Origin of the sequence: Weissella ceti, assembly GCF_018394055.1 — a bacterium.
GTDB lineage: Bacteria > Bacillota > Bacilli > Lactobacillales > Lactobacillaceae > Weissella > Weissella ceti.
This window is the reverse complement of sequence record NZ_CP074441.1, coordinates 721,394-744,396: the sequence shown is the minus strand read 5'-3', so window position 1 is coordinate 744,396 and position 23,003 is coordinate 721,394. Positions and strand designations below refer to the sequence as shown.

The 23,003-nt window shown below is 40.4% G+C and carries 27 protein-coding genes; 22 read left to right on the top strand and 5 right to left on the bottom strand.

Features of this window, described 5'->3' with window-relative positions; genetic code table 11:
- Positions 1-56 precede the first annotated feature (56 nt).
- From gpG to KHQ31_RS03755, 10 genes are read left to right on the top strand one after another with little or no spacing between them, the layout of a single operon-like run.
- On the top strand, positions 57-458 hold the full coding sequence (gene gpG, locus KHQ31_RS03800) for a phage tail assembly chaperone G (protein WP_213409665.1): 402 nt from the start codon (positions 57-59) through the stop codon (positions 456-458).
- Positions 459-499: 41 nt separating this feature from the next.
- Positions 500-685: a hypothetical protein gene (locus tag KHQ31_RS03795; protein WP_213409664.1), complete on the top strand. Its 186-nt coding sequence runs from the start codon at positions 500-502 to the stop codon at positions 683-685.
- Between the two features lie 11 nt (positions 686-696).
- Positions 697-4,620, top strand: a complete 3,924-nt coding sequence (locus KHQ31_RS03790; RefSeq protein ID WP_213409663.1) for a phage tail tape measure protein — start codon at positions 697-699, stop codon at positions 4,618-4,620.
- Positions 4,620-5,351, top strand: coding sequence for a hypothetical protein (locus KHQ31_RS03785; protein ID WP_213409662.1), 732 nt, complete (start codon positions 4,620-4,622; stop codon positions 5,349-5,351). Before KHQ31_RS03790 ends, KHQ31_RS03785 begins: the two co-directional genes overlap by 1 nt.
- On the top strand, positions 5,348-9,700 hold the full coding sequence (locus tag KHQ31_RS03780) for a phage tail spike protein (protein ID WP_213409661.1): 4,353 nt from the start codon (positions 5,348-5,350) through the stop codon (positions 9,698-9,700). Before KHQ31_RS03785 ends, KHQ31_RS03780 begins: the two co-directional genes overlap by 4 nt.
- On the top strand, positions 9,669-9,836 hold the full coding sequence (locus KHQ31_RS03775) for a hypothetical protein (RefSeq protein ID WP_213409660.1): 168 nt from the start codon (positions 9,669-9,671) through the stop codon (positions 9,834-9,836). Before KHQ31_RS03780 ends, KHQ31_RS03775 begins: the two co-directional genes overlap by 32 nt.
- Positions 9,826-10,062 carry a hypothetical protein gene (locus tag KHQ31_RS03770; RefSeq protein WP_213409659.1) on the top strand — a complete coding sequence of 79 codons (237 nt, stop codon included), beginning with the start codon at positions 9,826-9,828 and terminating at the stop codon, positions 10,060-10,062. Before KHQ31_RS03775 ends, KHQ31_RS03770 begins: the two co-directional genes overlap by 11 nt.
- Positions 10,063-10,065: 3 nt before the next feature.
- Positions 10,066-10,305 carry a hypothetical protein gene (locus KHQ31_RS03765; protein WP_213409658.1) on the top strand — a complete coding sequence of 80 codons (240 nt, stop codon included), beginning with the start codon at positions 10,066-10,068 and terminating at the stop codon, positions 10,303-10,305.
- Entirely contained in the window at positions 10,295-10,615 is a 321-nt protein-coding gene (locus KHQ31_RS03760) for a phage holin, LLH family (protein WP_213409657.1), read from the top strand. The genes KHQ31_RS03765 and KHQ31_RS03760 overlap by 11 nt, the downstream gene beginning before the upstream one ends.
- Positions 10,600-11,397, top strand: coding sequence for an N-acetylmuramoyl-L-alanine amidase (locus KHQ31_RS03755; protein WP_213409656.1), 798 nt, complete (start codon positions 10,600-10,602; stop codon positions 11,395-11,397). Before KHQ31_RS03760 ends, KHQ31_RS03755 begins: the two co-directional genes overlap by 16 nt.
- An 826-nt stretch (positions 11,398-12,223) precedes the next feature.
- Here KHQ31_RS03755 and KHQ31_RS03750 read toward each other — a convergent pair.
- On the bottom strand, positions 12,224-12,388 hold the full coding sequence (locus tag KHQ31_RS03750; protein ID WP_213409655.1) for a YjzC family protein: 165 nt from the start codon (positions 12,386-12,388) through the stop codon (positions 12,224-12,226).
- A 755-nt stretch (positions 12,389-13,143) separates the two neighbouring features.
- Between KHQ31_RS03750 and KHQ31_RS03745 the strand changes: the two genes are divergently transcribed.
- A complete protein-coding gene (locus KHQ31_RS03745; protein WP_213409654.1) occupies positions 13,144-13,650 on the top strand; it encodes a DoxX family membrane protein in 507 nt (168 codons plus the stop codon).
- Between the two features lie 281 nt (positions 13,651-13,931).
- On the opposite strand, the gene KHQ31_RS03740 is transcribed toward KHQ31_RS03745, so the two are convergent.
- From KHQ31_RS03740 to KHQ31_RS03725, 4 genes are all read right to left on the bottom strand, one after another.
- A complete protein-coding gene (locus tag KHQ31_RS03740; RefSeq protein WP_213409653.1) occupies positions 13,932-15,092 on the bottom strand; it encodes a tyrosine-type recombinase/integrase in 1,161 nt (386 codons plus the stop codon).
- A 135-nt stretch (positions 15,093-15,227) separates the two neighbouring features.
- The gene (locus KHQ31_RS03735; protein ID WP_213409652.1) at positions 15,228-16,661 is read right to left on the bottom strand and encodes a hypothetical protein; all 1,434 of its coding nucleotides are present in this window, start codon (positions 16,659-16,661) and stop codon (positions 15,228-15,230) included.
- Positions 16,662-16,713: 52 nt separating this feature from the next.
- Positions 16,714-17,109 carry a hypothetical protein gene (locus KHQ31_RS03730; RefSeq protein ID WP_213409651.1) on the bottom strand — a complete coding sequence of 132 codons (396 nt, stop codon included), beginning with the start codon at positions 17,107-17,109 and terminating at the stop codon, positions 16,714-16,716.
- Positions 17,110-17,125: 16 nt separating this feature from the next.
- A complete protein-coding gene (locus KHQ31_RS03725) occupies positions 17,126-17,470 on the bottom strand; it encodes an XRE family transcriptional regulator (protein WP_213409650.1) in 345 nt (114 codons plus the stop codon).
- A gap of 265 nt (positions 17,471-17,735) precedes the next feature.
- Between KHQ31_RS03725 and KHQ31_RS03720 the strand changes: the two genes are divergently transcribed.
- From KHQ31_RS03720 to KHQ31_RS03670, 11 genes are all read left to right on the top strand, one after another.
- Positions 17,736-17,975, top strand: coding sequence for a hypothetical protein (locus tag KHQ31_RS03720; RefSeq protein WP_213409649.1), 240 nt, complete (start codon positions 17,736-17,738; stop codon positions 17,973-17,975).
- A 14-nt stretch (positions 17,976-17,989) separates the two neighbouring features.
- Positions 17,990-18,679, top strand: coding sequence for an antA/AntB antirepressor family protein (locus KHQ31_RS03715; RefSeq protein ID WP_213409648.1), 690 nt, complete (start codon positions 17,990-17,992; stop codon positions 18,677-18,679).
- Positions 18,680-18,682: 3 nt separating this feature from the next.
- Entirely contained in the window at positions 18,683-18,967 is a 285-nt protein-coding gene (locus tag KHQ31_RS03710; RefSeq protein WP_213409647.1) for a hypothetical protein, read from the top strand.
- A gap of 140 nt (positions 18,968-19,107) precedes the next feature.
- Positions 19,108-19,383 carry a hypothetical protein gene (locus tag KHQ31_RS03705; RefSeq protein ID WP_213409646.1) on the top strand — a complete coding sequence of 92 codons (276 nt, stop codon included), beginning with the start codon at positions 19,108-19,110 and terminating at the stop codon, positions 19,381-19,383.
- Positions 19,370-19,567 (top strand): helix-turn-helix transcriptional regulator, encoded by a 198-nt coding sequence (locus KHQ31_RS03700; protein WP_213409645.1) that lies wholly within the window; start codon positions 19,370-19,372, stop codon positions 19,565-19,567. The genes KHQ31_RS03705 and KHQ31_RS03700 overlap by 14 nt, the downstream gene beginning before the upstream one ends.
- 186 nt (positions 19,568-19,753) lie before the next feature.
- Positions 19,754-19,912 (top strand): hypothetical protein, encoded by a 159-nt coding sequence (locus tag KHQ31_RS03695; protein WP_213409644.1) that lies wholly within the window; start codon positions 19,754-19,756, stop codon positions 19,910-19,912.
- The gene (locus KHQ31_RS03690; protein WP_213409643.1) at positions 19,909-20,088 is read left to right on the top strand and encodes a hypothetical protein; all 180 of its coding nucleotides are present in this window, start codon (positions 19,909-19,911) and stop codon (positions 20,086-20,088) included. The genes KHQ31_RS03695 and KHQ31_RS03690 overlap by 4 nt, the downstream gene beginning before the upstream one ends.
- A gap of 100 nt (positions 20,089-20,188) precedes the next feature.
- On the top strand, positions 20,189-20,602 hold the full coding sequence (locus KHQ31_RS03685) for a hypothetical protein (RefSeq protein ID WP_213409642.1): 414 nt from the start codon (positions 20,189-20,191) through the stop codon (positions 20,600-20,602).
- Between the two features lie 14 nt (positions 20,603-20,616).
- The gene (locus KHQ31_RS03680) at positions 20,617-20,871 is read left to right on the top strand and encodes a hypothetical protein (RefSeq protein ID WP_213409641.1); all 255 of its coding nucleotides are present in this window, start codon (positions 20,617-20,619) and stop codon (positions 20,869-20,871) included.
- 303 nt (positions 20,872-21,174) lie between these two features.
- Positions 21,175-22,182 carry a recombinase RecT gene (locus tag KHQ31_RS03675; RefSeq protein ID WP_213409640.1) on the top strand — a complete coding sequence of 336 codons (1,008 nt, stop codon included), beginning with the start codon at positions 21,175-21,177 and terminating at the stop codon, positions 22,180-22,182.
- Positions 22,182-23,000, top strand: coding sequence for a PD-(D/E)XK nuclease-like domain-containing protein (locus KHQ31_RS03670; RefSeq protein ID WP_213409639.1), 819 nt, complete (start codon positions 22,182-22,184; stop codon positions 22,998-23,000). Before KHQ31_RS03675 ends, KHQ31_RS03670 begins: the two co-directional genes overlap by 1 nt.
- The last annotated feature ends 3 nt before the right edge of the window (positions 23,001-23,003 follow it).

Sequence of the window (23,003 nt, the reverse complement as noted above, 5' to 3'; positions counted from 1 at the left end):
GTATGCATAGACTGCCGAATGGGTGGAACGCCCTGTACATATAAGAGGAGGAAGTAATGATGTTAGAAATTAAGATTCGTAATCAAGAAACAGGCAAAGACGAGGTCGTTTCGCAAGATTTTATCCCATTGAAAAGCGTGTTTAGTTGGTTGGAATTCGAAGAGAAGCTAACTGTTGCTTTCGCTAAACAAGCTGAGTTTGAAGATTACGTCAATCGAGCAAACAACGGAGAAAACATGGATGATGTAGCTGTTCCTGAAACTGTTGATATGCCAACTGGTACATCTGTACTGCGCGGCCGTTTGGAATTGATTGCAGATTTATTTGACGACAAACGCGTGACTGTTGATGCACTAATGGAAAACGGTAATGCAATGGATAAGTTGGTTCCGTTGGTTCAAACATATGTGATGGATCAATACTCAGCAAACGATACCGGTAAGGTGTCAAAACCCTAACGCCTTCTCAGTCGCTAAAGAACATTCGTAAGCAGATTAAGATGTTGAAACAGTTCGTAGTTGCAATTGTACGTAATTATCCAAACTTCACAATTAACGAAGTGTATAAGACTGATGTTTCAATGCTCATGATGTTGCTAGACGACAAGAAGAAGGATGAAGAAAAACAACCAACTAAGCGTGTTGATTTCACTCAGATGACGTCAGCGCAAGTAGAAAATATGTAAGGAGGTCAACCATGGCGGGAGATATGAGTTTAGGTAAGTTGCGAATTGAAGTCGGAATTGATGGAAAAGGCGTAACCGATGGTGTTAGTAAGTTAGAACGTGATATTAAGGGCGGAGTGAAGGGGTTTTCATCTTTCGCATCAGCTACCCGCCGTGGTGGGCAAGAGCTTGAGATTACCAAGGCGAAAGTAGGTATGCTTGGTCATTCTATTCAGAATATGAGTAAGATTAATAAATCTTATGGAGATGTTTTGAATGATAATGCAAAGATGTCCAAATTGACAGAAGGCGAACAAGCTAAGCTGCGTCAGGAATATGAGCAAAGTACAGTTAAATTGAACGCCTATAAGCAACAATTTGTAGATACTAGTCGTGAAATGGCTGAGATGCAAGTTAAGACACAGGGTTGGACTGGTGCGTTAAATTCTGCAGGCGAGCAATTGACTGAGGTTGGTAGCTCTCTAACTAAAAAAGTCACGTTACCTATGGCGGCGGTTGGAACTATGGCATTAAAAGTTGGTTTTGACTTCGAAGAAGGAATGAGTCGTGTTAAAGCCATTTCTGGAGCTACCAGCGCAGAAATCGAAACTCTTACGTCACAAGCCCGTCAATTAGGTAAAGATACAGCATTTAGTGCTCGTGAAACTGCACAAGGTATGGAAAATCTAGCCATGGCTGGGTTTTCAGTTAATGAAATTATGGCGGCAACTCCAGGGCTTTTGGATTTGGCCGCCGTATCAGGTAAGGATGTTGGTTTAGCGGCTGAAATTTCAGCAGGAACATTGCGTTCGTTCGGACTTGAGGCTAGTGAGGCAGGACGAGTAGCTGACGTTTTGGCAAAAACAGCAACTAGTGCCGCTACTGATACATCAGCATTGGGGGAAGCGATGAAGTATATCGCCCCAGTTGCGCACCAATTGAACATGTCAGTGGAAGAAACCAGTGCCGCTATTGGTGTTATGGCTAACCATTCAATCAAAGGGTCACAAGCCGGTACGACAATGCGTATGGCACTTACTAGTATGGCTAAGCCTACAAAGGAAGCGCGTGGTGCTATGGAAGATTTGGGTATCACGTTTTTTGACTCTCAAGGCAAGATGAAGCCGTTCGGTAAGATTCTTGGCGAATTACAAACAAGTATGAAGGATCTTACTGATGAACAAAAAGCTGCTACTTTGAAAATATTGTTTGGGCAAACAGCACTATCTGGAATGATGGCCCTAGTAGGTGAAGCGCCAGGTGTATACGATGATTTCACTGAGTCTCTTAACAACTCTGCAGGCGCAGCGGACGAAATGGCACGTACAATGCAAGACAATGCTAATAATTCAATTGAACAAATGTTTGGGTCTCTGGAAGATGCAGGTATTGCTATTGCACGTATTGTTACGCCAGCCTTTCGTGACATTACGAAGTTTATTGAACAATGTGCTGACGCGTTTAGTGATTTAGATCCTGAGGCACAAAAAGTTATCGTGAAGTTGGGGCTATTGGCAATGGCGGCCGGACCTACAGCGTTTATCTTAGGTAAAGTTTCGACAAGTGCTGTGTCAACTATCGCTGCGTTTAAAGGTATGAATGCGGCAAAAAGTGCGGCTATCTCAGTAGGTGCATTGGGAACAACCGCAAGTACTGCTACAGGTGGACTGAATGCAATGGCTAGTGGCGCTACGAATAGTCTGAAAGTTTTCGGAGCGTTGAGCCCAGCGACGGTAGGTGTGGTTGGTGTAGTGACCGGGCTAGGTTTGGCAATCGGTGGTATCAAGTGGATAGAAGGACAAGCTAATGCTAAGCGTTGGGGCAGTGATGTAAGCGATAGTGCAAAGAAGTCTCTAGATAGTGTTAAGTCTGCACAAGATGGCATCAATCTTGCGCTTGCATCAACAACGAACGATGCGAAGCTAACTTCAAAGGAAGTATCTAAGGCTTTCGAAGATATGTCGAAAAATGTTTCTGAAAACGTTAAGAAATCTAATGACGAAATGCAAGAAGGGTTCAACCAACTACCTAAAGATTTGCAAAATGCCCTAAGCAAAGCAAATGAAGAGTTCAAGAAGCATAATAAAGAAATTGAAGATGAAGCAAAGCGTATAAGTGAGACGGTTAAGGCGATTCAAAAACAATCTGGAAAGGAAACCGCCGAGCAACAACAGTTTATGCATCAATCTCGATTACGTATGAATGAATTGACTGTAAAAAGCTTGGGGTTAACTGCAGAGCAAGAAAAGCAAGCAATCATCTCACTTAACGGAGATGTGTCTCAATTGAGTGCCGAACAGCGAAGAGAAGCGTTTAAAAATCTAGGTGATGTTGCTGCGAAAACTGTCGAATCATATGACAAACAAAGAGAAACTGTTAAAAAATATTACGACCAAGGTATGATGTCCGCTGAACAATACAAAAACATCATTGGTAGTTTAGATGCTCAGCAAGAAGAGGCTAATGAAAGATCTATTGCTCGTTCGTACGAATTAATGAAGGCCAACGGTGAAAATGAAAATGCGATGCGTATGCATTTCACTAAGATGGGAACAACTTTGGAAGAGGCTGAAAAGGCATACGATAAGCTAGGCGCTAGCGCTAAACAAAATATGTCAGCTGTAGTTTCAGCATCAGAAGAGGCAGATGAAAAAACGCGTGACTCTGTTAATAAATGGAACTCTATCGTGCTAGATCCTAAGACTGGTAAATTGAAAACCAATGCACCTGAAGAAGTTCAAAAGGCTATGAAGTCAAAAGAAGGCTGGGACCAAATGAAGTTAGCGGCTAAAGAAGCTAATATCGGTTCTAATGCTAGACAAATGTTTACTGAGGCTGCGATTGAGTCTAAAAAGTGGGATTCTATGTCTCTTGAAGAAAAGAAGGCGACAGTAAATAGTAACGTAGCTCAAGTCTTGTTAAATGACAAAACAGCTATGGCAGAATTCGCCATGCTTCCAGACCCAGTTAAGAAAATAATTATGGGTTCTAATTCTGGGGATGTAATAGAAGCAACACTGCAGGATATGCGACTGTGGGAAGATTTAACACCGCAGGTCAAAAAGTTAATCACGGAGTCTAATACGCCTATTGTGTCTAAAGAAGCGCAAGACAGTATCGAAAGTTGGAACGAGTTAAGTCCAGAAATTAAGAAGTTGTTAGCTACCAACCATGCATCGGCCAAATTTGATGAAGCAATCAAGTCGCAAAAAGATTGGGATGCATTACCTGTCCAAGTAAAGAAATTATTGGCAGACAACACTAACGTTCACCAACAATTAACCTCAGCGGGAATTAAGTTGAACGAATACAATGCAAACAACCCAGCGTTAAAGTATCTAAAGGCTGATGCATCAAGTACAGTTCAAGCAGCCAATACAGGTAATGCCGCATTGGATTCGGTTATCGGAAAGAATGTGCCGTCTAAGTCTATTGAAGCGGTTGATAATACTTATCAAGGGGTCAGTTCGGCTCAACGTAGTTTGGACAGTATTCCCAATAAGACTCAAAAGTTCATTGAAATGATTACCACAAGAGCAGAACGTGCAACTGGAGACCCGTACTTTATGGGTGGGCCAGTAAAAGTTAACGACCAAAAGGGTCCTAATTATCGAGAACTTATTCGTTTGCCAAATGGTAAAGAAATTATGCCGACTGGTCGTGACGTAAAAATGGACTTGCCGACAGGTACACGTATCTTTAACGCTGGCGAAACTAACCAAATTATGGCTCAACGTCGTGATATGAAACGCTTGTCAGACAACAATCAAGTGGGACGTAGCGTTAATACCAACACTGTTTCTTCTGGTGGTATTACTAAGGTAGAGAACGTAGTTAACGTTCAAGTCATGGCTGACGTAACGCCACGAACAGTGAAGATGTTGACTGATAAGGTACAAGCAACAATGAATGAGCAATCAAAGAATGCTGGGAACGTATTCGGAAGGGGGAATTGATGAGAGATAATGATTTTACAATTGGAAAATTCAAAGGACTAGCCAATGGCGTAACTTTATTTGATTGGGAAGAGACTGTTTTTCCCATGCGTAAGACTGTTGTTAATTCTGAACTGCCTATGATTGATCGTGCGTTGGTTCTGGATAACAAGAATTATTCTAATCGTGAATTTAAGATGCAATTTATGATTGAATCTAAAAACACATCTGATTATAACGCTAAATATTCAGCGTTTATGAACGCCATTGATACTGGTCGATATGTAACTGGCGTGTTTTTCTTTGATGAAGATTACGAGTACCAATTACTGTTACAGGGGGTGCAACGCATTAGCGAAACTAATCTAGTTTCAAATATGAATGCATTTGAAGTGACGTTTACAGGAGCGCCATTCAAACGCTTGCGTAACGTTGCGACTGTTAATGTTGGTTCTTCTACGTTGACACTAACCAACCCAACATTGTTTGATGCAAAGCCAAATATCAAACTAGTAGGGTCTGGTGACATTAGACTATTTGTTAATGACCGAGAGTATTTATTCGTAAATGTAACAGGGAATATCGAGCTAGATTGTGCACTACAGACTGTGTATCGAATGGATGCAGGAAAAGCTATAAACGAGAACAATAAAATGCGTATCGGGCCATTTCCAACATTCAAGCCTGGTACAAATAAAATTAGTGTGACAGGCGGAACTGCTATCGTTACACCGAAATGGAGGACTGTATGATACCTACATTACATTTAGAAAGTGAAGTTGATTTCCGAACTAATGGCTTAGGAAGTTTGTCAGAATTATTTAATGTAGATGTTACTGAGCAACGAAATGGAATGTTCCAATTAACGGCAACCTATCCTACAAGTGGTCAGTATTACAAGGAAATTGAATCCGGTCGGATTATCTTGGCAAAACCAAGCCCTCTTGATAATTCTCACGCTTTCCGTATCGCTCGCACAAAATTAGATGTGGTTTCTAAAACAATTGAAATCACAGCCTACTCAATCACTTACGATCTAAATCACAATTTGATTAAGCGTTTAAAAATAGAAGGCGACGGCCAATGGGCCATGCGGAAAATTGAAGAAGCAACCGTGGACAGGCACATGTTCAAATTCTACTCTGACATTTCTCGTATTACTTCTACAGAGTTGAACGGCGTGAGTCCTATGGAGGCGATTGCCGGTGTAGAAGGGTCGTTTTTGCAACGTTGGGGAGGAGAATTAAAGCGCGAAAATAGGCGTGTGTCCATGCTTCAAAGACGAGGACGTGACAATGTTACATCTTTTCGCCTAGGGAAAAATATCGAGGGGCTTGAGTACGAAGTAGATACGTCTGAGATTGTTACTCAAGTCGTGCCTGTGGTTTCAATTACTGAGAAAGAAAAAACGCGATACGTGTATGGCGATATTGTAAAAAGTAAGCATATTGCCAATTATCCAATCATTTTCACACAACAAGTGGACGTATCAGAGCATATCAAAATTCCGGATAAAGCAACCGATGCAGACATCAAGAAGAAAATTGATGCATATGCATCTAATTGGTTCACGAAATCTCAAAACACAGGGAAAGACAAACCTAAAGTTACGGTAGATATTGATGTATTGAGCTTGCAAGATAGCGCAGACTACCAAGATGTGTTCAAAGACTTAGAGACAGTTCAACTGACTGATACGGTGACTGTGTATGTCCCTGAATTCAAGATTAATATCACGGCTATTGTTAATGAAATTCATTACGATCCAATTATGGAACGTGTCACTAATCTGGTCGTCGGTGCATCTAAGTTATCATTCGCATCTTCTAATAAAAATTTATTGAATGATTTGATGTCTAAGATTACTCAAATTCGAGAAGATGCCACTAATGCTGTTCGTTCAGCAAATGGAAAGAATACTAACTACTATGGACGTTATCCTCCTAAACATCCTCAGGAAGGTGATTTGTGGTTCTGGGAAGACGGAGAAGAATCAGGTGTTCGTCAATTTATCAATGGACAATGGGTTGATTTAGTTGATACACAAACTCAAAAGCGCATTACGTTGGAAGTGGACAAGAAGATTGAGGATGCTAAGAGTTTTGCGGAAGAGTTGGACGCAAAGCAAAAGGAAGAAGCTGATAAATTCCGAGAAGAAACACGTATACAACTTGATAAAGCTGAAAAAGAGCGGAAGGAACTAGCAACTAAAGGAGACAACCTCCTGCAAGAAGCTGATGCTAATGCTCAAAAGATTATGGACAATGCAGTGTCTATCGCTAAAGAGTCTGTAACGGAAACGTTGAATGAGGCTACGGCTGAATTAAACAGGGCGCAGAAAGAGTTAGGCGACCAAGTTAAGTTGAACAGTTCAGCTATCGAAAAGACCGACACAGAGTTACGGGGGAAAGTTAGTCAAGCTGAATTGAATAAGCAGACACAAACTCTTACTACTAAGTTGTCAGAAGTTAAAGCAACTGCTGACGGAGTAAAAGTCGATGTGTCTAACTATAAAAAGACGACTGACGGCAATATTCAAGCCAACAAATCTAAGATTGACGTAATCGACAAGGCGATTAATCTGAAGGTAAACAAGACTGACTATGATGCTAAGAATAAGTCAGTCGATAATACGCTTTCTCAATTGAAATTAGAAAGCAATAAGATTACCCAATCTGTCGCTGAGTTAAAATTGAAAGCAAATTCTAAGGGACAAGTAAATCAACTTATCAACACTGAATTTAATCCTGATTTGGAAGGGTGGGAGTTGAAGTCGAGTAACGGAAGTAGAGCGCCGTATAGATCATGGTTGAGCACCGAGTTGGGGTCTGCCACAGTAGGGTTCGCCACTATGAACGCTCCTGAAAAAACATATGTAGGATTTCAGCAAGTCGTGCAAATCGCAAGTACGCCTACGGAAAATCGAAAAATGTCAATGTCATGGTGGGTTGAAACTAGAAGGAAGGCTCAATATGCCAATCTTTGGATTAGATTTCAAGATAGTTCTGGCACATTGATTATGATTGATAATAAAGAGGGTTATTTCAAAGAGTGGAGTAGTACTACCACCTCAGGGCAACATCGCAAATGGGAAGGAATAAACGTTCCTTCGAACGCGACACAAGTCACGATTACTTTTGAAGCCAGAGAGGGTATGAATAATTATTTGGCGCAACCAATGGTTGTGTTTGCTGATAAAATTGGCGATTACGTAGCGGGTAATTACAATAATAATCAGCGTGTTTCAGCGTTAGAGGTAGGGGTAGACGGTATTACAGGCTTAGTTAATGATCCTAAGAGCGGGTTGAAGGCAGTCGCTAAGTTAGCGGCGGACGGAATGTCAGTTGCAACTACTGCCAAAGCTGATGCTGCGAAGTCTATTCAGACAGCTACAGGTATCCAATCTCAAGTGACTAAATTGAATGGCAACGTGACTACTTTAGAGAGCAAGCAGACGCAAACATCTTCACAGATTACAAAAGAAATTTCCGATCGTATCGCAGGTGATAGCTCGACAGTTACCCAATTAAAGGGATTGTTAAATTCTGAAATTACATCAGTTACTAAAGGATACACATCAGCCATTACTCAGTCAGCTGACGCTCTCGGAATGACTATGGGAGCACTTAATTTGGTTATCGATTCTAACCTAAGTGAGGGCCGTAAATTATGGTCATCTTATCCCGGTTGGGAAGACAAGTGGTATGTAGGTGGTTCGTTGTACAAAGGTATTCGACCGCTGACAATTAATACTAGCGGGTACACTAGCCAATATTTTGGAGTTCAAACCGCACAAATACCTAGAAATGGTATGGACAATGTATTTATCAAAGTTGATGTACTGTTTCGTTCAAGCGGAGGTGCTGAAACAGATCAATTGGCTGTTTACTATGACGAATACAACTCATCTGGTGTGCGAATTGGACACAACAATATAACTGGTTGGTTGGGAAACACTTCGAAAGTTGGCGTTAATTCCAAATGGACGACCTACGCAAAATCAATTAAATTGAACACCGATACAGCGTACGGTATGTTGTTGTACACAGCTAGAGGTAACGTAACAGCTAACATATCACGACCATATGTCGGAACTGTGGAGTTGACAGGTGACCAATATACGCCAGGAAATACAACTAGCGAAAGCACTGTCTTGCAATTGTTCAAGGATAATTTCGCACTAGGAATTAAGGACAATACAGGCGCTTTAATCTCAGGGATAAATGGAGATGGCAGTGGTACACGCATTGCAGGTAACAAAATCATTCTTGACGGTAATGTCACAATCACTGGTAAAGCCTGGATGGACGGCGCTGTTATGAAAAACGGTTCAATTGGTAATGCTCAAATCGCAAATGCTTCAATCAACAGCGCTAAAATCAGCAATATTGATGCTGGAAAAATCTCATTTGGTACTTTGGACGGGTTGAAAGCCAACATTATTAATATCAATGCAAAGAATTTATTCGGCGACACAGGACATTTGTGGACAGTTAACACCGCTCGAATACTTAATACAAAAGATACAACCATCCAGATTGGCGATTATGCCAAGTTAGGCACGGGTGCTCACCGTGGTACGTTGGGCGTAGTTGGTTACGACGGAAACACAAAGTTTAGCGGTTCGATTGTCCATTGGCACAACCCCCGAGTAGAAACGACTACGGGATTGCGACTGTGGCGAAATCATTTAATGTCTCTGCGGGGGAAAGATGACGTTGGTAACGGTAATTTGTACTTAAATCCGTATGGCAAGGCGGCCGTGTGTGTGACATTGCGTGATGACGATAGTGCGTTTTTGCCAATTCGAGCATCTCAATTTGCTGTTAATTCTGTTCGGTCTGCCAAAACTGATATTCAAGCGTTTGAAGAAGATGCATTAGATATCGTTAATCGAACCCAAATACGTCAATATACCAAAGCTGGCGAAACTGAAATCGGGGTTATCGCAGATGAAGCTGATACAGCTATTTTATCTCCCGATGAAAAAGGAGTGTCATTGTACGATTACACGTCTGTGCTGTACAAAGCAGTGCAACAACTAACTAAGAAAGTAGAGATGTTGGAAGATGAACGAACAACATTTGCAACAAGTGATTAGCAATTTAGGAATGAAGGTGGCTAATCTAAGTATCGAATTAGCGGATTTACAGGCTAAGAATGATACTTTGACAAACGAAAACCAAGAACTACGTACTGAAATCGAAAACATGGGGGAAATTACAAATGAAGATTAACAAGTCAGTGACGCTAAATGCTAACTCAGAAATCGAAGGAACGATCGTGGCTAATTTTTACGCCAGCGTAACGTCTGACGGGAACGGAAACACAACTAACAGCATGACTATCATGGATCAAAAGTTGTACGACGCAAACAAGAAGAAAGTGCGTGCGGATAAGCGTGCCTTTGATGATGCTGTATTCGAAGTTGAAGATGACATCACAGAGGAAGAAGGTGTCTAATACATGGAGAATTTTTGGCCCACAACAGCCACGGGTTGGCTAGCGTTAATGAGTGCATGCGTGGGACTAGGAGGGACGTTTTTTGGCGGGTTTGGTTTCCTATTAAATAAATACGTAACACAGCCTCTTAAAGAAATGCGTGACGAAATGCGCGAAATGCGCACATCTCACAGTGCACAATTGAACCAACACGAAACACGACTAACTATTGTAGAGAAGGTGGTATTTAAAAATGAAGATTGATTACAACGCCATTGTAGGCGTTTTTATTTTTATTGGAATGATTAGCCCAATCTTGCGCGAAGTATTTAATACGCTACGTTTGAAGTCTAAGAATGAACGTATCAAGATGGCACTTGGCTTTGCAATTCAGGTAGTTGAAAGCATCGGACAAGCTAATCGCTACTTACCTGAACACAAGAAGCAAGAGGCTATCAACATGTTAAACCAACGCTTGAAGGATAACGGCATCGACCGTAAGTTCACAGAAGAGCAATTGGAAGGATACATTAATCAAGTTCGTAAGGAGGAAGAAACATGGCAAAATATCTAGTAGTTATGGGACATGGTGCTGGAGACCCAGGTGCAATGGGCAATGGGACAACTGAACGTGATTGGACTCGTGGTAAGTTACATCCAGCTATGAAGAAGTATGCTGGTAAGTTGAAGAAGAACACGATTGAGTTCTATGATACCAAGCGTGATATGTTCCAAGATACTGTGGCAGGTTATGGTGCTTACTCAGTGAGTTCTGCGTACAAGTCAATTACTGAGTTCCATTTGGACGCAGCGTCTGCTTCTGCTACAGGTGGGCATGTGATCATCTCATCTGCTTTCAATGCCGATGAGGACGATTTAGACATTGCTAATGTTGTAAAGAAGTATGCTGGTTGGTGGGGAGGAGTTAGTTCCACTCGTGGTATCAATAAGCGTAACAACTTAGCTAATTTAAACGTACTAGCCAATCGTGGAATCAGCTATCGATTAGTTGAGCTAGGATTTATTACTAATTCTAAGGACGTTTCAACACTAACTAAGCGTGTTGATGAATTAGCAAAAAATCTAGTAGAAGCTATTACTGGTGAAAAGATTGCTGAAGCACCTAAGCCTGAGTATAAGGTTGGCCAAGTTGTTACATTAAATGACTGGGCACGTATCTATGATGAAAAGGATAAACTGATTTTACCTGACGGAAAGAAGGATAGCGTCATCTTCCAAAAGGGGGCGCGAGTAACCTTGAAGAAGAAGATTAATGCCAACCTTTGGGAAGTGGAATTCTACGGAATTAACTTCAAAGGAAAGAAGCCGCACTTGAAACAAGGCAATTTCAAATAGTTGAATATAGAAAAGCCCCTATTATAGGTAGAAAATAAATTCTATCTGTAATAGGGGCTTTTTTGTTCGGAACTAATTCGGTACAATGGTGCTATAAATAGCTTTAAATCAACGTTTTTGAATTGGGGTAAGAAGATTCGCTAATAGATAATGAAAACCGCTATGTATCAGCTTTGAACGTTGATATATAGCGGTTTTTGTTTGTTTTCAAAAGCAACAAAGGGTAAGAAAAAAACGTTAAAAGTAGCAAAAAAGTGGCACAAAACGTGTGCTTTTGAAGCAAGTCGGAACAAAAGTGATACAAAAATTAGAATAAATCGAGTGTTTTTTATACTCTTTTGCGTTACGGATATATCAGCATGTCCTAAGTGTTTTCTGACGTATTCAGTATCTATTCCAAAATTATTATCATTAATTATCTTAGTCACACTTTGCGTGACGCTGGCTGTAGGTATGTCATGTAATAAATATGTATCCAATTTATGACAATGAATGTCTGCCTAGCGTACGTATATTCATAAGAAGTAGGCGTATTATTTGATTTAGTGGTCAATTTTACCTTTGGTATAGACAATGTGAACCATAAAGAAACGGGAAGCAAATAAAAAAGCCATTACGTTTACAACCGTAACAGCTCTTTGATAAATATTCAGCAGGAAAAAATTTTAGTCGTTCATATCAAAGAAACAGACTAATAGGGACCCATTACATGCGCCAACATAACGACAATGCTAATAACGAAATATATATAAGTTGAATCCACATTTTTAACGCTACATTTAATAAATTGTTATTATGTGAATGTACACAAGTTAGACGAAGTGCTTTAGCCTTTTCGCCACTTATTTCCTGCAGCAGATGTAGGTGGCAAGCGATCACCTTGTTGAATTGTAGCGTTGTGTCCTTTGGCTACAGCTCCTCCACGAGGACCAACTTCAGTGTAATGTCCTGGACGTTGGTTATCTGTTCCAGGGTTAATTAATTTAGGCATATAAATACCTCTTTCTAAATATATTCCACAAACACCTATGGCGAAGGCTTGTTTATGGTGAATTTATTTTATCAGGAGAAACTGAATTTTACAAGAGATAGGAATTTAAGTTAATCTACATTGTGAATAGCCTAAAAACGTTCAGTAAAGTTCATTCAGTGGGTTTTTGAACTTGACTAACAGACAGCTAAACATATTATATCACCTTAAATGTGGCTTTGAGAAAATAGTTTAAACCTAACGATTGCTTATGTTGAAGATGATTATATTAGAAGATACTTGTTTGTATATTAAGATATGTAAATTATGAAAATAGCTATTGAACGCTTATGGGACATAAGCTAATTTCTATAGAAGGAAGTGCTATCTGATTTGCATGAATGGGAAATGATTATTACAAATATTCCAGAATCAGAACCTAACCCAGAAAAGAAAGACGAAAAATAACTATGCAACAACTTAAATACAAGAATAAATATATTGCTTTTTTGTTTATTTTTTTAAATAAATTTTTCAATCAATTAGTAATATATTTTTTTAGTGAAGTTATAGAATTAGACCAATGTTTGTATCGTGGGCGCTGAAAGTAAAGCGGTTAGTATGAATGGCAGGCTTGTGAAGCTGAGAAATTTGTGAAACTAAAAATATATACCGATTTTGCATACTTTAAATAAGTGAAGGTGTATTTAAGCTTACATTAAGTTAGTAAATAGAAAAAGGATATGCTAAACTCTCTTGTTAAGGGGGTAAATTAAATGAATCATTTATTACGAAACAGCCGTAAGGCTAGCTACATGTTGTTGGTATTACGCCTTTATTTAGGATACCTATGGTTAACAGCCGGTCTAAGTAAGGTATTTATGGAAGGTGGATTCCATGCCGAAGGACTTATCACTGGTGCGATTAACCAAGGTAGTCCGGAACAACCATTTGCATATCCGTGGTTCCAATCATTCTTGAAGTTGATGACGGATAATGGGCAAGATGCAGCTTTATTTAACTTGATGGTGCCATGGGGTGAAGTGTTTGTTGGATTAGGTTTGATCTTTGGAACATTCACTCTTGCTGCAGCGTTCTTTGGACTAGTTATGAACTTTACATACTTGCTTTCAGGAATGGTGTCAGTGAACCCGACCTTTATCATTATTGAATTTATTATTCTTACTGCAGGATTTAATGCTGGTAAGATTGGTTTAGATTACTGGGTAACACCATATCTGCGCCGTAAGTTTCCGTTCATACATAAAGAGTCAGCCGAATAGATGACGAAGTGACCTCACATACTTCGGAGGTTGATAATCGCCTTTTTATAAAGGTTTTAGATTTAACAATCATGACTCAAAAAAATATGAAAAAACCACTATACAGCCTATCTTGGGTACTGTATAGTGGTTTTTATTATTTCAACATACTTATATAGAAGGAGGATGTACTCATGGGATTGAACGATATGTTTAAGCCGTAGACATCCTTTAACAATAAAACCGCAGTGTATAGGCATTTATACATTGCGGTTTTTTCTATATTTGATATATTTGCGGAATTAATGCGGAACTTCCGCGGAACTACCAAATGTAGAATTCACCACTTTCTCCATACCTTCGTCTGTTCCTGTGTTGTAATGCATCGACATTTTCAAGCTAGAGTGTCCAAGTATGTGCATAATATCCTTGGGATTAAGTCCCGGGGTGCTGAATGCGATCGTCGTAAACGCATGCCTCATTTTATGAGGGTGAACGTTAAACCCTAAATCAGCAGACATTTTTTCAAAAAGCCTATACACATAATTTCCGGTCAACTGTTTTCCGTCCCGCTTAGAAAATGCATAATCAGAAGCGTTTAATATACGCGACTCTTTGGTTGAAAGTTGTTGACGTCTTTCTTCTAACGCTTCAGATAGTACTCGATACGTATCGGGCGTTATGGGAATAGTGCGTTCGCCTTTTTTTCCAGTCTTCGTTTCTGTGTATTCGCCAAACTTATTTAATTGACCGGCAACCTCAACTGAAGTAGGGGTAATATATTGAACACGCATACCGACGATTTCACCACGCCTCAAACCATACAATGACAATTCGAAAATTCCTCGTTCTATGGCAGTCGTCTTGTTTGTATCAGCCATATATTCTCTGACTTTTTGATACTCATCAGCAGTCATAGATTTGTCTTTTTCTTCGCGACCTATAATAGAAATCTTCCGGGCGGGGTTCTTGGGTAGATAGTCATCAATTACAGCTTGCTCAAGCATAGCTTTTAACATTGTTCTAGCATTTCGAACAGTAGATTTACTCAAATCTTTTTCGATGCTTATCTTATTGAGCCAATTTTGAATGTCTTGGCGCGTTAACTCGGATAATTTGCGATCGCTTAGATAGGGGAGAATGTAAATCCGAAACACGTTCTTAAAAGACTGGGCTGTTGTTGCTCGCCATTCGTCTGATTGTGACTTACTGTCATAGTATTCAAGCCAATATTCTTGAACAGTGGTATTTTTCGAGTAAACAAAGTTGTTACGATCTAACTCGGTTAGCATTTGAGCTTTTACTAACTGCGCATCAGCAAACGACTTTAAACCATTTTTTTGCAAATGGTGTCGTGTGCCTTTCTTCATAACTGAAAACTTAACTCGCCAGCGTTTACCAGATTCTGTTTTATACCATTGAATTTGTGGATCGCGCTTTTCTTTAGTGTATTCGTACTTCATAATAATTTCTCCTTGTTAACGCGTTGCGCACGATAACAATAGGAGAGACAGTTTTAAGACATATCTAGGTCAATAAACCACATCAGGACTCGAACCTGAATGACGCTACCTAGCGTGGTTTAATACACGTATACGTTATTTATTTTGCAATTCAAGTACTCTATTTAATCTCTTGACAAGCTTTTCATCTTCTTCATCAAAATCAACTAAACTTTGTTGAATACCTAGCCTTAAAATATGTTCTTCTAATTTTAAGTCCTTCATGCATCGCGCATTTATAGCAGCGCGGTTCCAAACGCCCGGAATTTGATAACCTAACGCTAAACATTCCAATACAGCTGAAATACTATCAGAGTATCGCTTCTGTTTAGTTAGCTCGGCAGCAGTTAACATCAAATCTTGTGCGCGTTTGAAGTCTCCATCAGATAAGTCGTCAAATTTTTTTGACGTAATTTTATCAAAATCAATACGAGAACTCGTGTAGGCATTAGCGAGTTCCTTTGCTTTTTTAGTTGTTTTTTTAGGGTTTCCACGATGTTCGTCTATTATGTCGTCGTTTGCTTCTAAATGAGCGCGCCCTGCTTCTGATATTTCTAACTCATTCATGTAACCGTCTATATTAGCGATGCGAATAAGTTGATCAGCAGTGACTCCGTATTTAAAGTAAAAATAACTAGGAACGTGGCTAGTTCTAATGTCGTTTTTAGTTAACCACCATAGTAATACGACAACGCCAGAAGTGGGGTTAGAAGGAATAGTGGGGTCTACATTGTATTCAGACGGCTTGTATCGGCTATCGAAATCTACTTTAATGCCTGTTAAAACTTTCTCTGTTTCAGGACGTAATTGATGGTCTGGTAAATCTAGCGGCTTGATTGGTTGACCTTTGTTCTCGTTGTACGTCACAGTGAATCCAATAGATTGATCAAGTTCCACATCCACATCATTTGTCTCCTGATGCGTTTGAATAGGTGAGGTGTTTGACGGAGATAAATCTTCTGTAATCATTCGCTTCATCAAAATAGTGAAAAGTTCACCGTTAAAACCTGTCAACACAACGTCTTTTCCGCTGTCTTTTTGGATGCAAACACCATCACTGTAAGGAATAATATTAACTACGCTGGATAATCGGATAGTGCCAGGTTTCGTATCTGACAACATGATCAATCGCTTATTAGTTAAATACAGTGGACCAGTTCTGATAATCTTATTCTCGGTAATTGTATTCTTGATTGGTTTAACAGTACCTGCGCGATAACTAACACCTTTCATAATCCGCACGTTAGTTGTTACACCTGAATAACCAACGCGTTCAGTCCGAGTACGTTCTTCATACCAATAGATAGGCTCATCAGTTTCAAGAACCCCTAATGTGAAATACAGATCTTCGTTCTTTTTCAATAGAATATCTTGATTGTATTGAAGGTGTTGAACTAGGAAGTCTTGAAGTGGCAACTCGGTCATCAAACGAATGTTTTCATTGTATTCATCTAAAGCAAGTTGTTCTTGTAGTGCTGCTTCCTCTCGTATACGTCTGTTGCGGTCCTTAATTAGTTTTATTAATCCCATATACAAAAACTCCACAAAGCTTTTAACGTGGTTCTTAGCACGTATTTATTATTTACGCGAATGCCCAACTTAGGTCGACATCAGGAGTGATTATTCTATCCACCCAATAGTCTGGGCAGCCAGATACCTCAATGAAATGCTGTGCGTATTCGATTGAACCACCATGGAACAAGAACATGTCCCATAGGTATTGAGTAGTGACGGCGTTACATGTCGTTTCTTGCTCGTTTGTAAAGTCATAACCATTACCACGTTCTATATGACCTAATTCTAAGTGCATGAATTCATGGGTTACGTCGAATAGGGTGGCTCTATTCTTGTCGTACGCACCAATCATTCTATCTGGATTAACCACAGCGATAGCATCCAAGTGATCAAACCCAACAAAGTTGACTCCACGGTTCTTTATAGAGGAAACCAATTCATTCATCAACTCATCTTTATTCATATGTTAGATACTCCCGTTATTCGCTCCCAAACATCGCCATTAGTAATTTCTTGTCATGGTCAGTAAGCGGGCGACCTCCACTTGATAACCATTTGTCCCAGTCTTCATTGTCGACTACTTTTTGTAGGTCAACAGGTTCTTGGTCTGAATGAGAAGCGGTAGGATTATCAGTATTACCTAATAGATAGTCCACTGACACACCCAATACATCAGCGACTGCCTTTGCTGATTTTGTTGTGGGTTCACTCTTTTTCCAGTTATATATAGCGTTAGTACCTAATCCTGCGGTTTCTGCAAGAGTACGTAAACTGCTATATCCGTGTTTCTCTGAAATTTCTTTAACTCGTTCAAATGTACTCATATCAACGTTTAACTCCAATTGTTTAATTTTCTGCACTAAAAAAAGTGAAAAAGAGTAGACATGCACTTAATTTAGTGATAAATTAATACATGTGCTTAGGGGTAATGCAAAAAAGCAAATCAAAAGCACTGCATAAAACAACGGGTTATTGGCGTAATAGTTGTTATCAAGGCTTCTTGAAAGCTTATTTATGTGTATATTATTGCACATAGTTAAGTGCAAGTAAAGCAAAAGAACAGTGCAAAAGCACGGAAAGGAGTGAAAAATGGTAGCAATCGTACCGCAAGAGCACTGGGATCGTGTGGGAATCGTGCTAGGGAAGATTAAAGCAGCACAACTTAAAGAAAAAGATGTGTACTTGAATTTTACAAGCAAATCTACATGGGAAAGCGTGACGAAGGGGCGTGCGTCTGAAAAGACCACAAACAAGATTTTGGGGAATGCTGAACGATATGTAGACGCAATCCTGAAAGAACGAAATAGCAAGTTAAGCAGTTATCTGTAGAAGGAGATAAAACGATGAACGAAATTATTGAAATCGCGAATGATGAAAACGGGAGCGAATATATCGACGCCCGTGAACTTCATGAGAAGTTAGGAAACAAGCGTAAGTTCAGCGATTGGATTAAACAACGAATTGAACAATATGGATTCCGAGAGGGTGATGATTTTACGAATCACAAAATTGTGATTGGTAAATCGACACGAATTGAATACCGACTAACCAAAGACATGGCTAAGGAATTAGCGATTGTTGAAAATAATGAAGCAGGACGTAAAATCCGTAACTACTTCATTGCCGCAGAAAAGAAGTTGCGTGAGATTGCAGCACGTCCGTTAACGACGCAGGAACAAATCGCATTGATCGCGAAAGGTAATGGCGAGTTAGCAGGACAAGTGAAAGAACTGGGCGATCGTGTGACCGAGTTGGACGGCAACCAAGTGCTGAGTTCAGCACGTTACGACTATGTTAGTAAGTTCGTAAATCGAAAGGTTCGCGAATACGCAGAAGTGCACGGATTGGATTACAAGGAACATGTCGGGGCATTGCGCCAAGACTTAAGCCGACAAATCCTAGACATCACAGGGGTTCGTGTCCGACGCGATTTACGCGATAAGCACTTCGATAGCGTTGTTGATCTAATTGAAAATTGGACGCCATCAACGGCAACTGTTTTCAAGATTAAGCAAACTACTTTGGAGATGTAGGCCATGACACCAACAGAAATCGAGTTTTTGATTAACAGCTTCCAAAGCATGTACAACATGTTCCATAAAGCAGTCACTGATTTGAAGAGCGGGTCTGAGCAACTTGTTTATAGAAATGAAAGTGAAGCTTATAAGAAGTCGGGTTTTCAACGAACATACTGGGAACGCATTAAGCACTTAGTACCATATGTGGAAATTCCGTCTGACGGAGAACAAAAGCGGGTATATCCCGTTAAGGCATTGAATGAATGGATAGAAAAACACACCGTCTATCCAGAAGGTAAATAAAGCGTTGCGCACGAGAAAACAGGCAGGAGAATTATGAGTGATTTATTAGCACGACTGTTTAACAAGCCTAAGACTGAGGCGGAGCTAATCCAATCAGTAAACAAGACACTTAAGAATTTGGCATAAAAGGAGAAATGAATATGTTTGATGAAGGTATTGAAGAAAAGGTTGAAGCGAAGTTGGAAGAAATGACAGAAGTGGAAAAGTACGCGCTGTTTGAAGTAATGCGTCGCGGTGGTGTTGAAGCAGCTTTGGGAGCTTTGGCGATTCACAAGGAACTACGCAAGCGCAACTTGTGTGATTGCGGAAAGTCTGTTGAGTTTATTGACGAGACAATGCAAAGCATCTTAGATGACGTGTTTGAAAGCATTGACGAAATCATTGACGAAAACGAGGGCGAAGATGACAGCGAATAACCTTGGAACATTGAGATACGACAGCGACTGGTCACAACAATACGTCGGCGACGCGATTGGCGTATCAAAGATGACGATTAGTCGTTGGGAAAATGGCGTGGAGTTCCCTAATAAGGAACGCCAAAAGCAATTGGCAGACCTGTTTAACGTATCTGTTCGCGATCTTATGGGATTGGAGCGTTAAGTATGGAAATGTTACCGAAGATAGTGGCGTTAGCGATTTTTTTACTCGGCATCTTCTCTTGCTTCATTATTCTTTGGGCAATGAGAGAGGATAAAAAATGATTGGAACGATTTACATGTGCCTGTTTTTCTTCGGACTAGGGTACTTATCACACGCTTTATATGGCGAAGACTGGGAGAAAAAGAAATGATTTACGGAATTATGTGTGCATCAGCATTAGTACTTGCTGCTCACGTTGCATACACATTAGCAACATCAGGTTGGCAACAAGTTGGAGATAACTTCGACGCAATCGCTGACAAGATTTGGCATATCGACAACGTATATAAAGGAGAAATGCAATGAAGACAAGCGAATTTATTCAAATTCTACAAGATCTGATTAACGAAGAAGGCGACCGCAAAATGACATTTCTGGTAAATGGTGATATTGCAAACACGACTTCTTTGGACGTCGGTGTTGGGGTATTCCCGTCTCTCGGTGAAATGACCAACTACTTTGATTTGATTACAGAACAATAAAAAAAGAGCGCAATCAGCGGCAACTGATTACACTCTCCGGATAAATAATTTCTCACAAAAATTTATCCGTTAAGCATATCACAGAAAACGGAGAAAATACATGACAACACCATTGGAAAACATCAAAGCAGTTGATCGCGGCGTTATGTTGCGATTGGTCGACCAAATTCAAAACGCTTCAGAAGGTTCAGTTATGAACGTTAAGGGGCAATTTGGTGACCTATTGGCAAATTGGGAAAAGTACCAAGCGCGATACATTGAAAAGCCCACAGATGAAACTGTGGCGATTAACAATGTGGTAGACGCTACGTATAAGGCGTTTGAGTACCTAACGCTAGACACAGCGAAGCACACAGCTGGCATGTTGGGTAATCACATCAAGTCACTAGTGCCTAAGCCAAGCAAGATTAACGCAACTATCAAACTTGACCCTTCAAATGTTGAGAAGTTTGTTAAGCCGCTAGAAACGTGGCTTGAATTTCAAGCTGGGCTAAACAACTTAAACCGACGCTAATGGAAGTTATTCAAATGTTCATAGGCGAAAAGACGCCTGAAAAATTTAAAGAAGATTTGGTTGAAAAGGTACGGCAGCAACCACGAAACGCGCGCTATAAAATGCGTAAGTTGTATCGTGATGGCGGACTGAAAAACTTCCCGTATCAAGACTGGAAGTCATGTGATCGTAACGCGTTAATACGCACATTATACGAATCAGGCTTCTGGAATGTTACGGCAGTATCTATTCAAGTATGGGAATCAGAAGAATTTCCTAACGTCTTTTAGGAGTTGATATGACAAGAGATGAACAAATTATTGATAGCTATGTAGAAGCGCCTGAAATCAAGGAACACGTTTCTGAGGACGATTTACTAGCTTATTACGAAGATAAAAACGAGGTGTGATGATGTCAGACTCGTTCTTTCAGGTAGAAGATGCACCTGTTTTAGTTGGCGTAGATATTGACGGCAACGCTTTATATACAGGCGACGAAGTATATGTCGTAGGTGGTAGATACTTACGAACTGACAAAGCGCATAAACATGCCAAATTCATGGCAGATTATTTCAAAATCGAGGTGAAAGTATTATGAATCAAGTGCAACAAAGCAACAACAATGTGAAGTCATTCTTTGAAATGCCAGCGGTACGAAACAAGTTTGATGAAGTAATGGGAAGTAACAGTAAGTCATTCATTACTAGCCTGTTGAACGTGACAAGCCAAAATCAATTGTTAGCTAAAGCAGAGCCTAAGAGCATTATGCAATCAGCTATGGTTGCGGCAACGTTAGACTTGCCAATCGAACCGTCATTAGGTTTTGCATACATCGTGCCATACAAGCAAGAAGCACAATTCCAACTAGGATATAAGGGGCTAATCCAACTAGCTTTGCGCTCTGGTAAAGTTACAGCGCTTAACAGCGGACAAATTTACGCGGAGCAATTCGTAAGTTTTAATCCTCTATCAGAAGCGCTTGAAATCGACGCAGAAGCAGTGCCTGACGAAAGCAAGAAGCCTGTTGGATACTTCGCTTACATGAAGCTATCAAATGGCTTTGAGAAGACGATTTACTGGTCATATGAAAAGGTGCATGCCCACGGGAAGAAATACAGTAAGTCATTCGGCTACAATTCTAGCCCTTGGAAGTCAGACTTCGACGCAATGGCGCAAAAGACGGTGCTTAAGAAGATGCTATCAACATATGCACCGCTTAATACTGAAATGCAACAAGCGATCGTAGCGGACAATGAAGAATCAACGGTTGAACGTGGTGATGTGACGCCAGAAACAACTAGTGCAGCGCCTGCATTGGCAGACTTGGCAGCTCAACGTCAAACAGAATTGTTGACTGAACCAGAGCCACAACCAGAAGCAAAGCCAGAACCTGTCCCAGTTGAAACGGTACCTGATGCAGGTATGACAGTAACTGAAATGAAGCAATACCTAAGTTCTGCAGGTGTTTCTTATCCTGCTGGGGCACGAAAGCAAGAACTAGCTGCAATGATGGAGCAATTAGAAGCCCATGCAGAACAAGCAGCCGCGGCGAATGACCAAAGCCTTGAAGACGCATTCCCGCCTGAATTCGGTGATAAGTAATGTCTGAAATCACACAAGAAAATTATTACGACAAAGATCAAGCGTTTAAGAAAATGCACGCGTCAACGATGAAGTCATTCCTACAAAACGGGGAAGAAGCAGCGTTGGCACAAATGCACGGGACGTATAACCCATTCCCAGATGACCCCAAAGCATTGTTAGTTGGTAACTATGTACACAGCTACTTCGAATCACCAGAAGCGCACGAAGCGTTTAAAACTGAAAATGCAGACGCGATGTTGACTAAGAAGGGAACGCTTAAAGCTGATTATCTGAAGGCAGATGAAATGATTAAGCGTATTGAATCAGACAACAACATTATGACGATGATTGAAAACGCGCCAGATCGTGAGTACATCATCGAAGGCGATATTGGCGGGATTCAATGGGCTGGAAAGTTGGATATGGTCAATTTTGATTTAGGTTACTTTATCGACATCAAGACTGTTAAAACGTTGCAGAAAAAGGGGGGCGTCATTGGCGGTGAATACAGTGAGTATCATGGCGGCTATCAAGACTTCATGACGGCTAAGTTCTACCACTTACAAATGGCAGCTTATCAAGAAATGCTTTACCAAATGACTGGTAAAAAGTTCACTTGCTACATTTTGGCAGTGACGAAGGACCGACACGCTAACGCAGAACTCTACCAAGTGAGCGACGGGTTGTTGGAGCTAGGTATGGAAGAAATCAACAATAATCAAGATCGCATTGTATCGGTTATTGATGGTGAAGTAGCACCAGAAAAAGCAGAAGCACATAGTGACTATTACAACATCAATCATCGAGTTGACTTGCGTAATATTCCAGTGCTGTAGGAG

Excerpts from the sequence above, each read along its gene's own strand:
- gpG (WP_213409665.1), top strand. The coding sequence starts at position 57 with ATGATGTTAGAAATTAAGATTCGTAATCAAGAAACAGGCAAAGACGAG.
- KHQ31_RS03795 (WP_213409664.1), top strand. The coding sequence starts at position 500 with ATGTTGAAACAGTTCGTAGTTGCAATTGTACGTAATTATCCAAACTTC.
- KHQ31_RS03790 (WP_213409663.1), top strand. The coding sequence starts at position 697 with ATGGCGGGAGATATGAGTTTAGGTAAGTTGCGAATTGAAGTCGGAATT.
- KHQ31_RS03785 (WP_213409662.1), top strand. The coding sequence starts at position 4,620 with ATGAGAGATAATGATTTTACAATTGGAAAATTCAAAGGACTAGCCAAT.
- KHQ31_RS03780 (WP_213409661.1), top strand. The coding sequence starts at position 5,348 with ATGATACCTACATTACATTTAGAAAGTGAAGTTGATTTCCGAACTAAT.
- KHQ31_RS03775 (WP_213409660.1), top strand. The coding sequence starts at position 9,669 with ATGAACGAACAACATTTGCAACAAGTGATTAGCAATTTAGGAATGAAG.
- KHQ31_RS03770 (WP_213409659.1), top strand. The coding sequence starts at position 9,826 with ATGAAGATTAACAAGTCAGTGACGCTAAATGCTAACTCAGAAATCGAA.
- KHQ31_RS03765 (WP_213409658.1), top strand. The coding sequence starts at position 10,066 with ATGGAGAATTTTTGGCCCACAACAGCCACGGGTTGGCTAGCGTTAATG.
- KHQ31_RS03760 (WP_213409657.1), top strand. The coding sequence starts at position 10,295 with ATGAAGATTGATTACAACGCCATTGTAGGCGTTTTTATTTTTATTGGA.
- KHQ31_RS03755 (WP_213409656.1), top strand. The coding sequence starts at position 10,600 with ATGGCAAAATATCTAGTAGTTATGGGACATGGTGCTGGAGACCCAGGT.
- KHQ31_RS03750 (WP_213409655.1), bottom strand. The coding sequence starts at position 12,388 with ATGCCTAAATTAATTAACCCTGGAACAGATAACCAACGTCCAGGACAT.
- KHQ31_RS03745 (WP_213409654.1), top strand. The coding sequence starts at position 13,144 with ATGAATCATTTATTACGAAACAGCCGTAAGGCTAGCTACATGTTGTTG.
- KHQ31_RS03740 (WP_213409653.1), bottom strand. The coding sequence starts at position 15,092 with ATGAAGTACGAATACACTAAAGAAAAGCGCGATCCACAAATTCAATGG.
- KHQ31_RS03735 (WP_213409652.1), bottom strand. The coding sequence starts at position 16,661 with ATGGGATTAATAAAACTAATTAAGGACCGCAACAGACGTATACGAGAG.
- KHQ31_RS03730 (WP_213409651.1), bottom strand. The coding sequence starts at position 17,109 with ATGAATAAAGATGAGTTGATGAATGAATTGGTTTCCTCTATAAAGAAC.
- KHQ31_RS03725 (WP_213409650.1), bottom strand. The coding sequence starts at position 17,470 with ATGAGTACATTTGAACGAGTTAAAGAAATTTCAGAGAAACACGGATAT.
- KHQ31_RS03720 (WP_213409649.1), top strand. The coding sequence starts at position 17,736 with ATGGTAGCAATCGTACCGCAAGAGCACTGGGATCGTGTGGGAATCGTG.
- KHQ31_RS03715 (WP_213409648.1), top strand. The coding sequence starts at position 17,990 with ATGAACGAAATTATTGAAATCGCGAATGATGAAAACGGGAGCGAATAT.
- KHQ31_RS03710 (WP_213409647.1), top strand. The coding sequence starts at position 18,683 with ATGACACCAACAGAAATCGAGTTTTTGATTAACAGCTTCCAAAGCATG.
- KHQ31_RS03705 (WP_213409646.1), top strand. The coding sequence starts at position 19,108 with ATGTTTGATGAAGGTATTGAAGAAAAGGTTGAAGCGAAGTTGGAAGAA.
- KHQ31_RS03700 (WP_213409645.1), top strand. The coding sequence starts at position 19,370 with ATGACAGCGAATAACCTTGGAACATTGAGATACGACAGCGACTGGTCA.
- KHQ31_RS03695 (WP_213409644.1), top strand. The coding sequence starts at position 19,754 with ATGATTTACGGAATTATGTGTGCATCAGCATTAGTACTTGCTGCTCAC.
- KHQ31_RS03690 (WP_213409643.1), top strand. The coding sequence starts at position 19,909 with ATGAAGACAAGCGAATTTATTCAAATTCTACAAGATCTGATTAACGAA.
- KHQ31_RS03685 (WP_213409642.1), top strand. The coding sequence starts at position 20,189 with ATGACAACACCATTGGAAAACATCAAAGCAGTTGATCGCGGCGTTATG.
- KHQ31_RS03680 (WP_213409641.1), top strand. The coding sequence starts at position 20,617 with ATGTTCATAGGCGAAAAGACGCCTGAAAAATTTAAAGAAGATTTGGTT.
- KHQ31_RS03675 (WP_213409640.1), top strand. The coding sequence starts at position 21,175 with ATGAATCAAGTGCAACAAAGCAACAACAATGTGAAGTCATTCTTTGAA.
- KHQ31_RS03670 (WP_213409639.1), top strand. The coding sequence starts at position 22,182 with ATGTCTGAAATCACACAAGAAAATTATTACGACAAAGATCAAGCGTTT.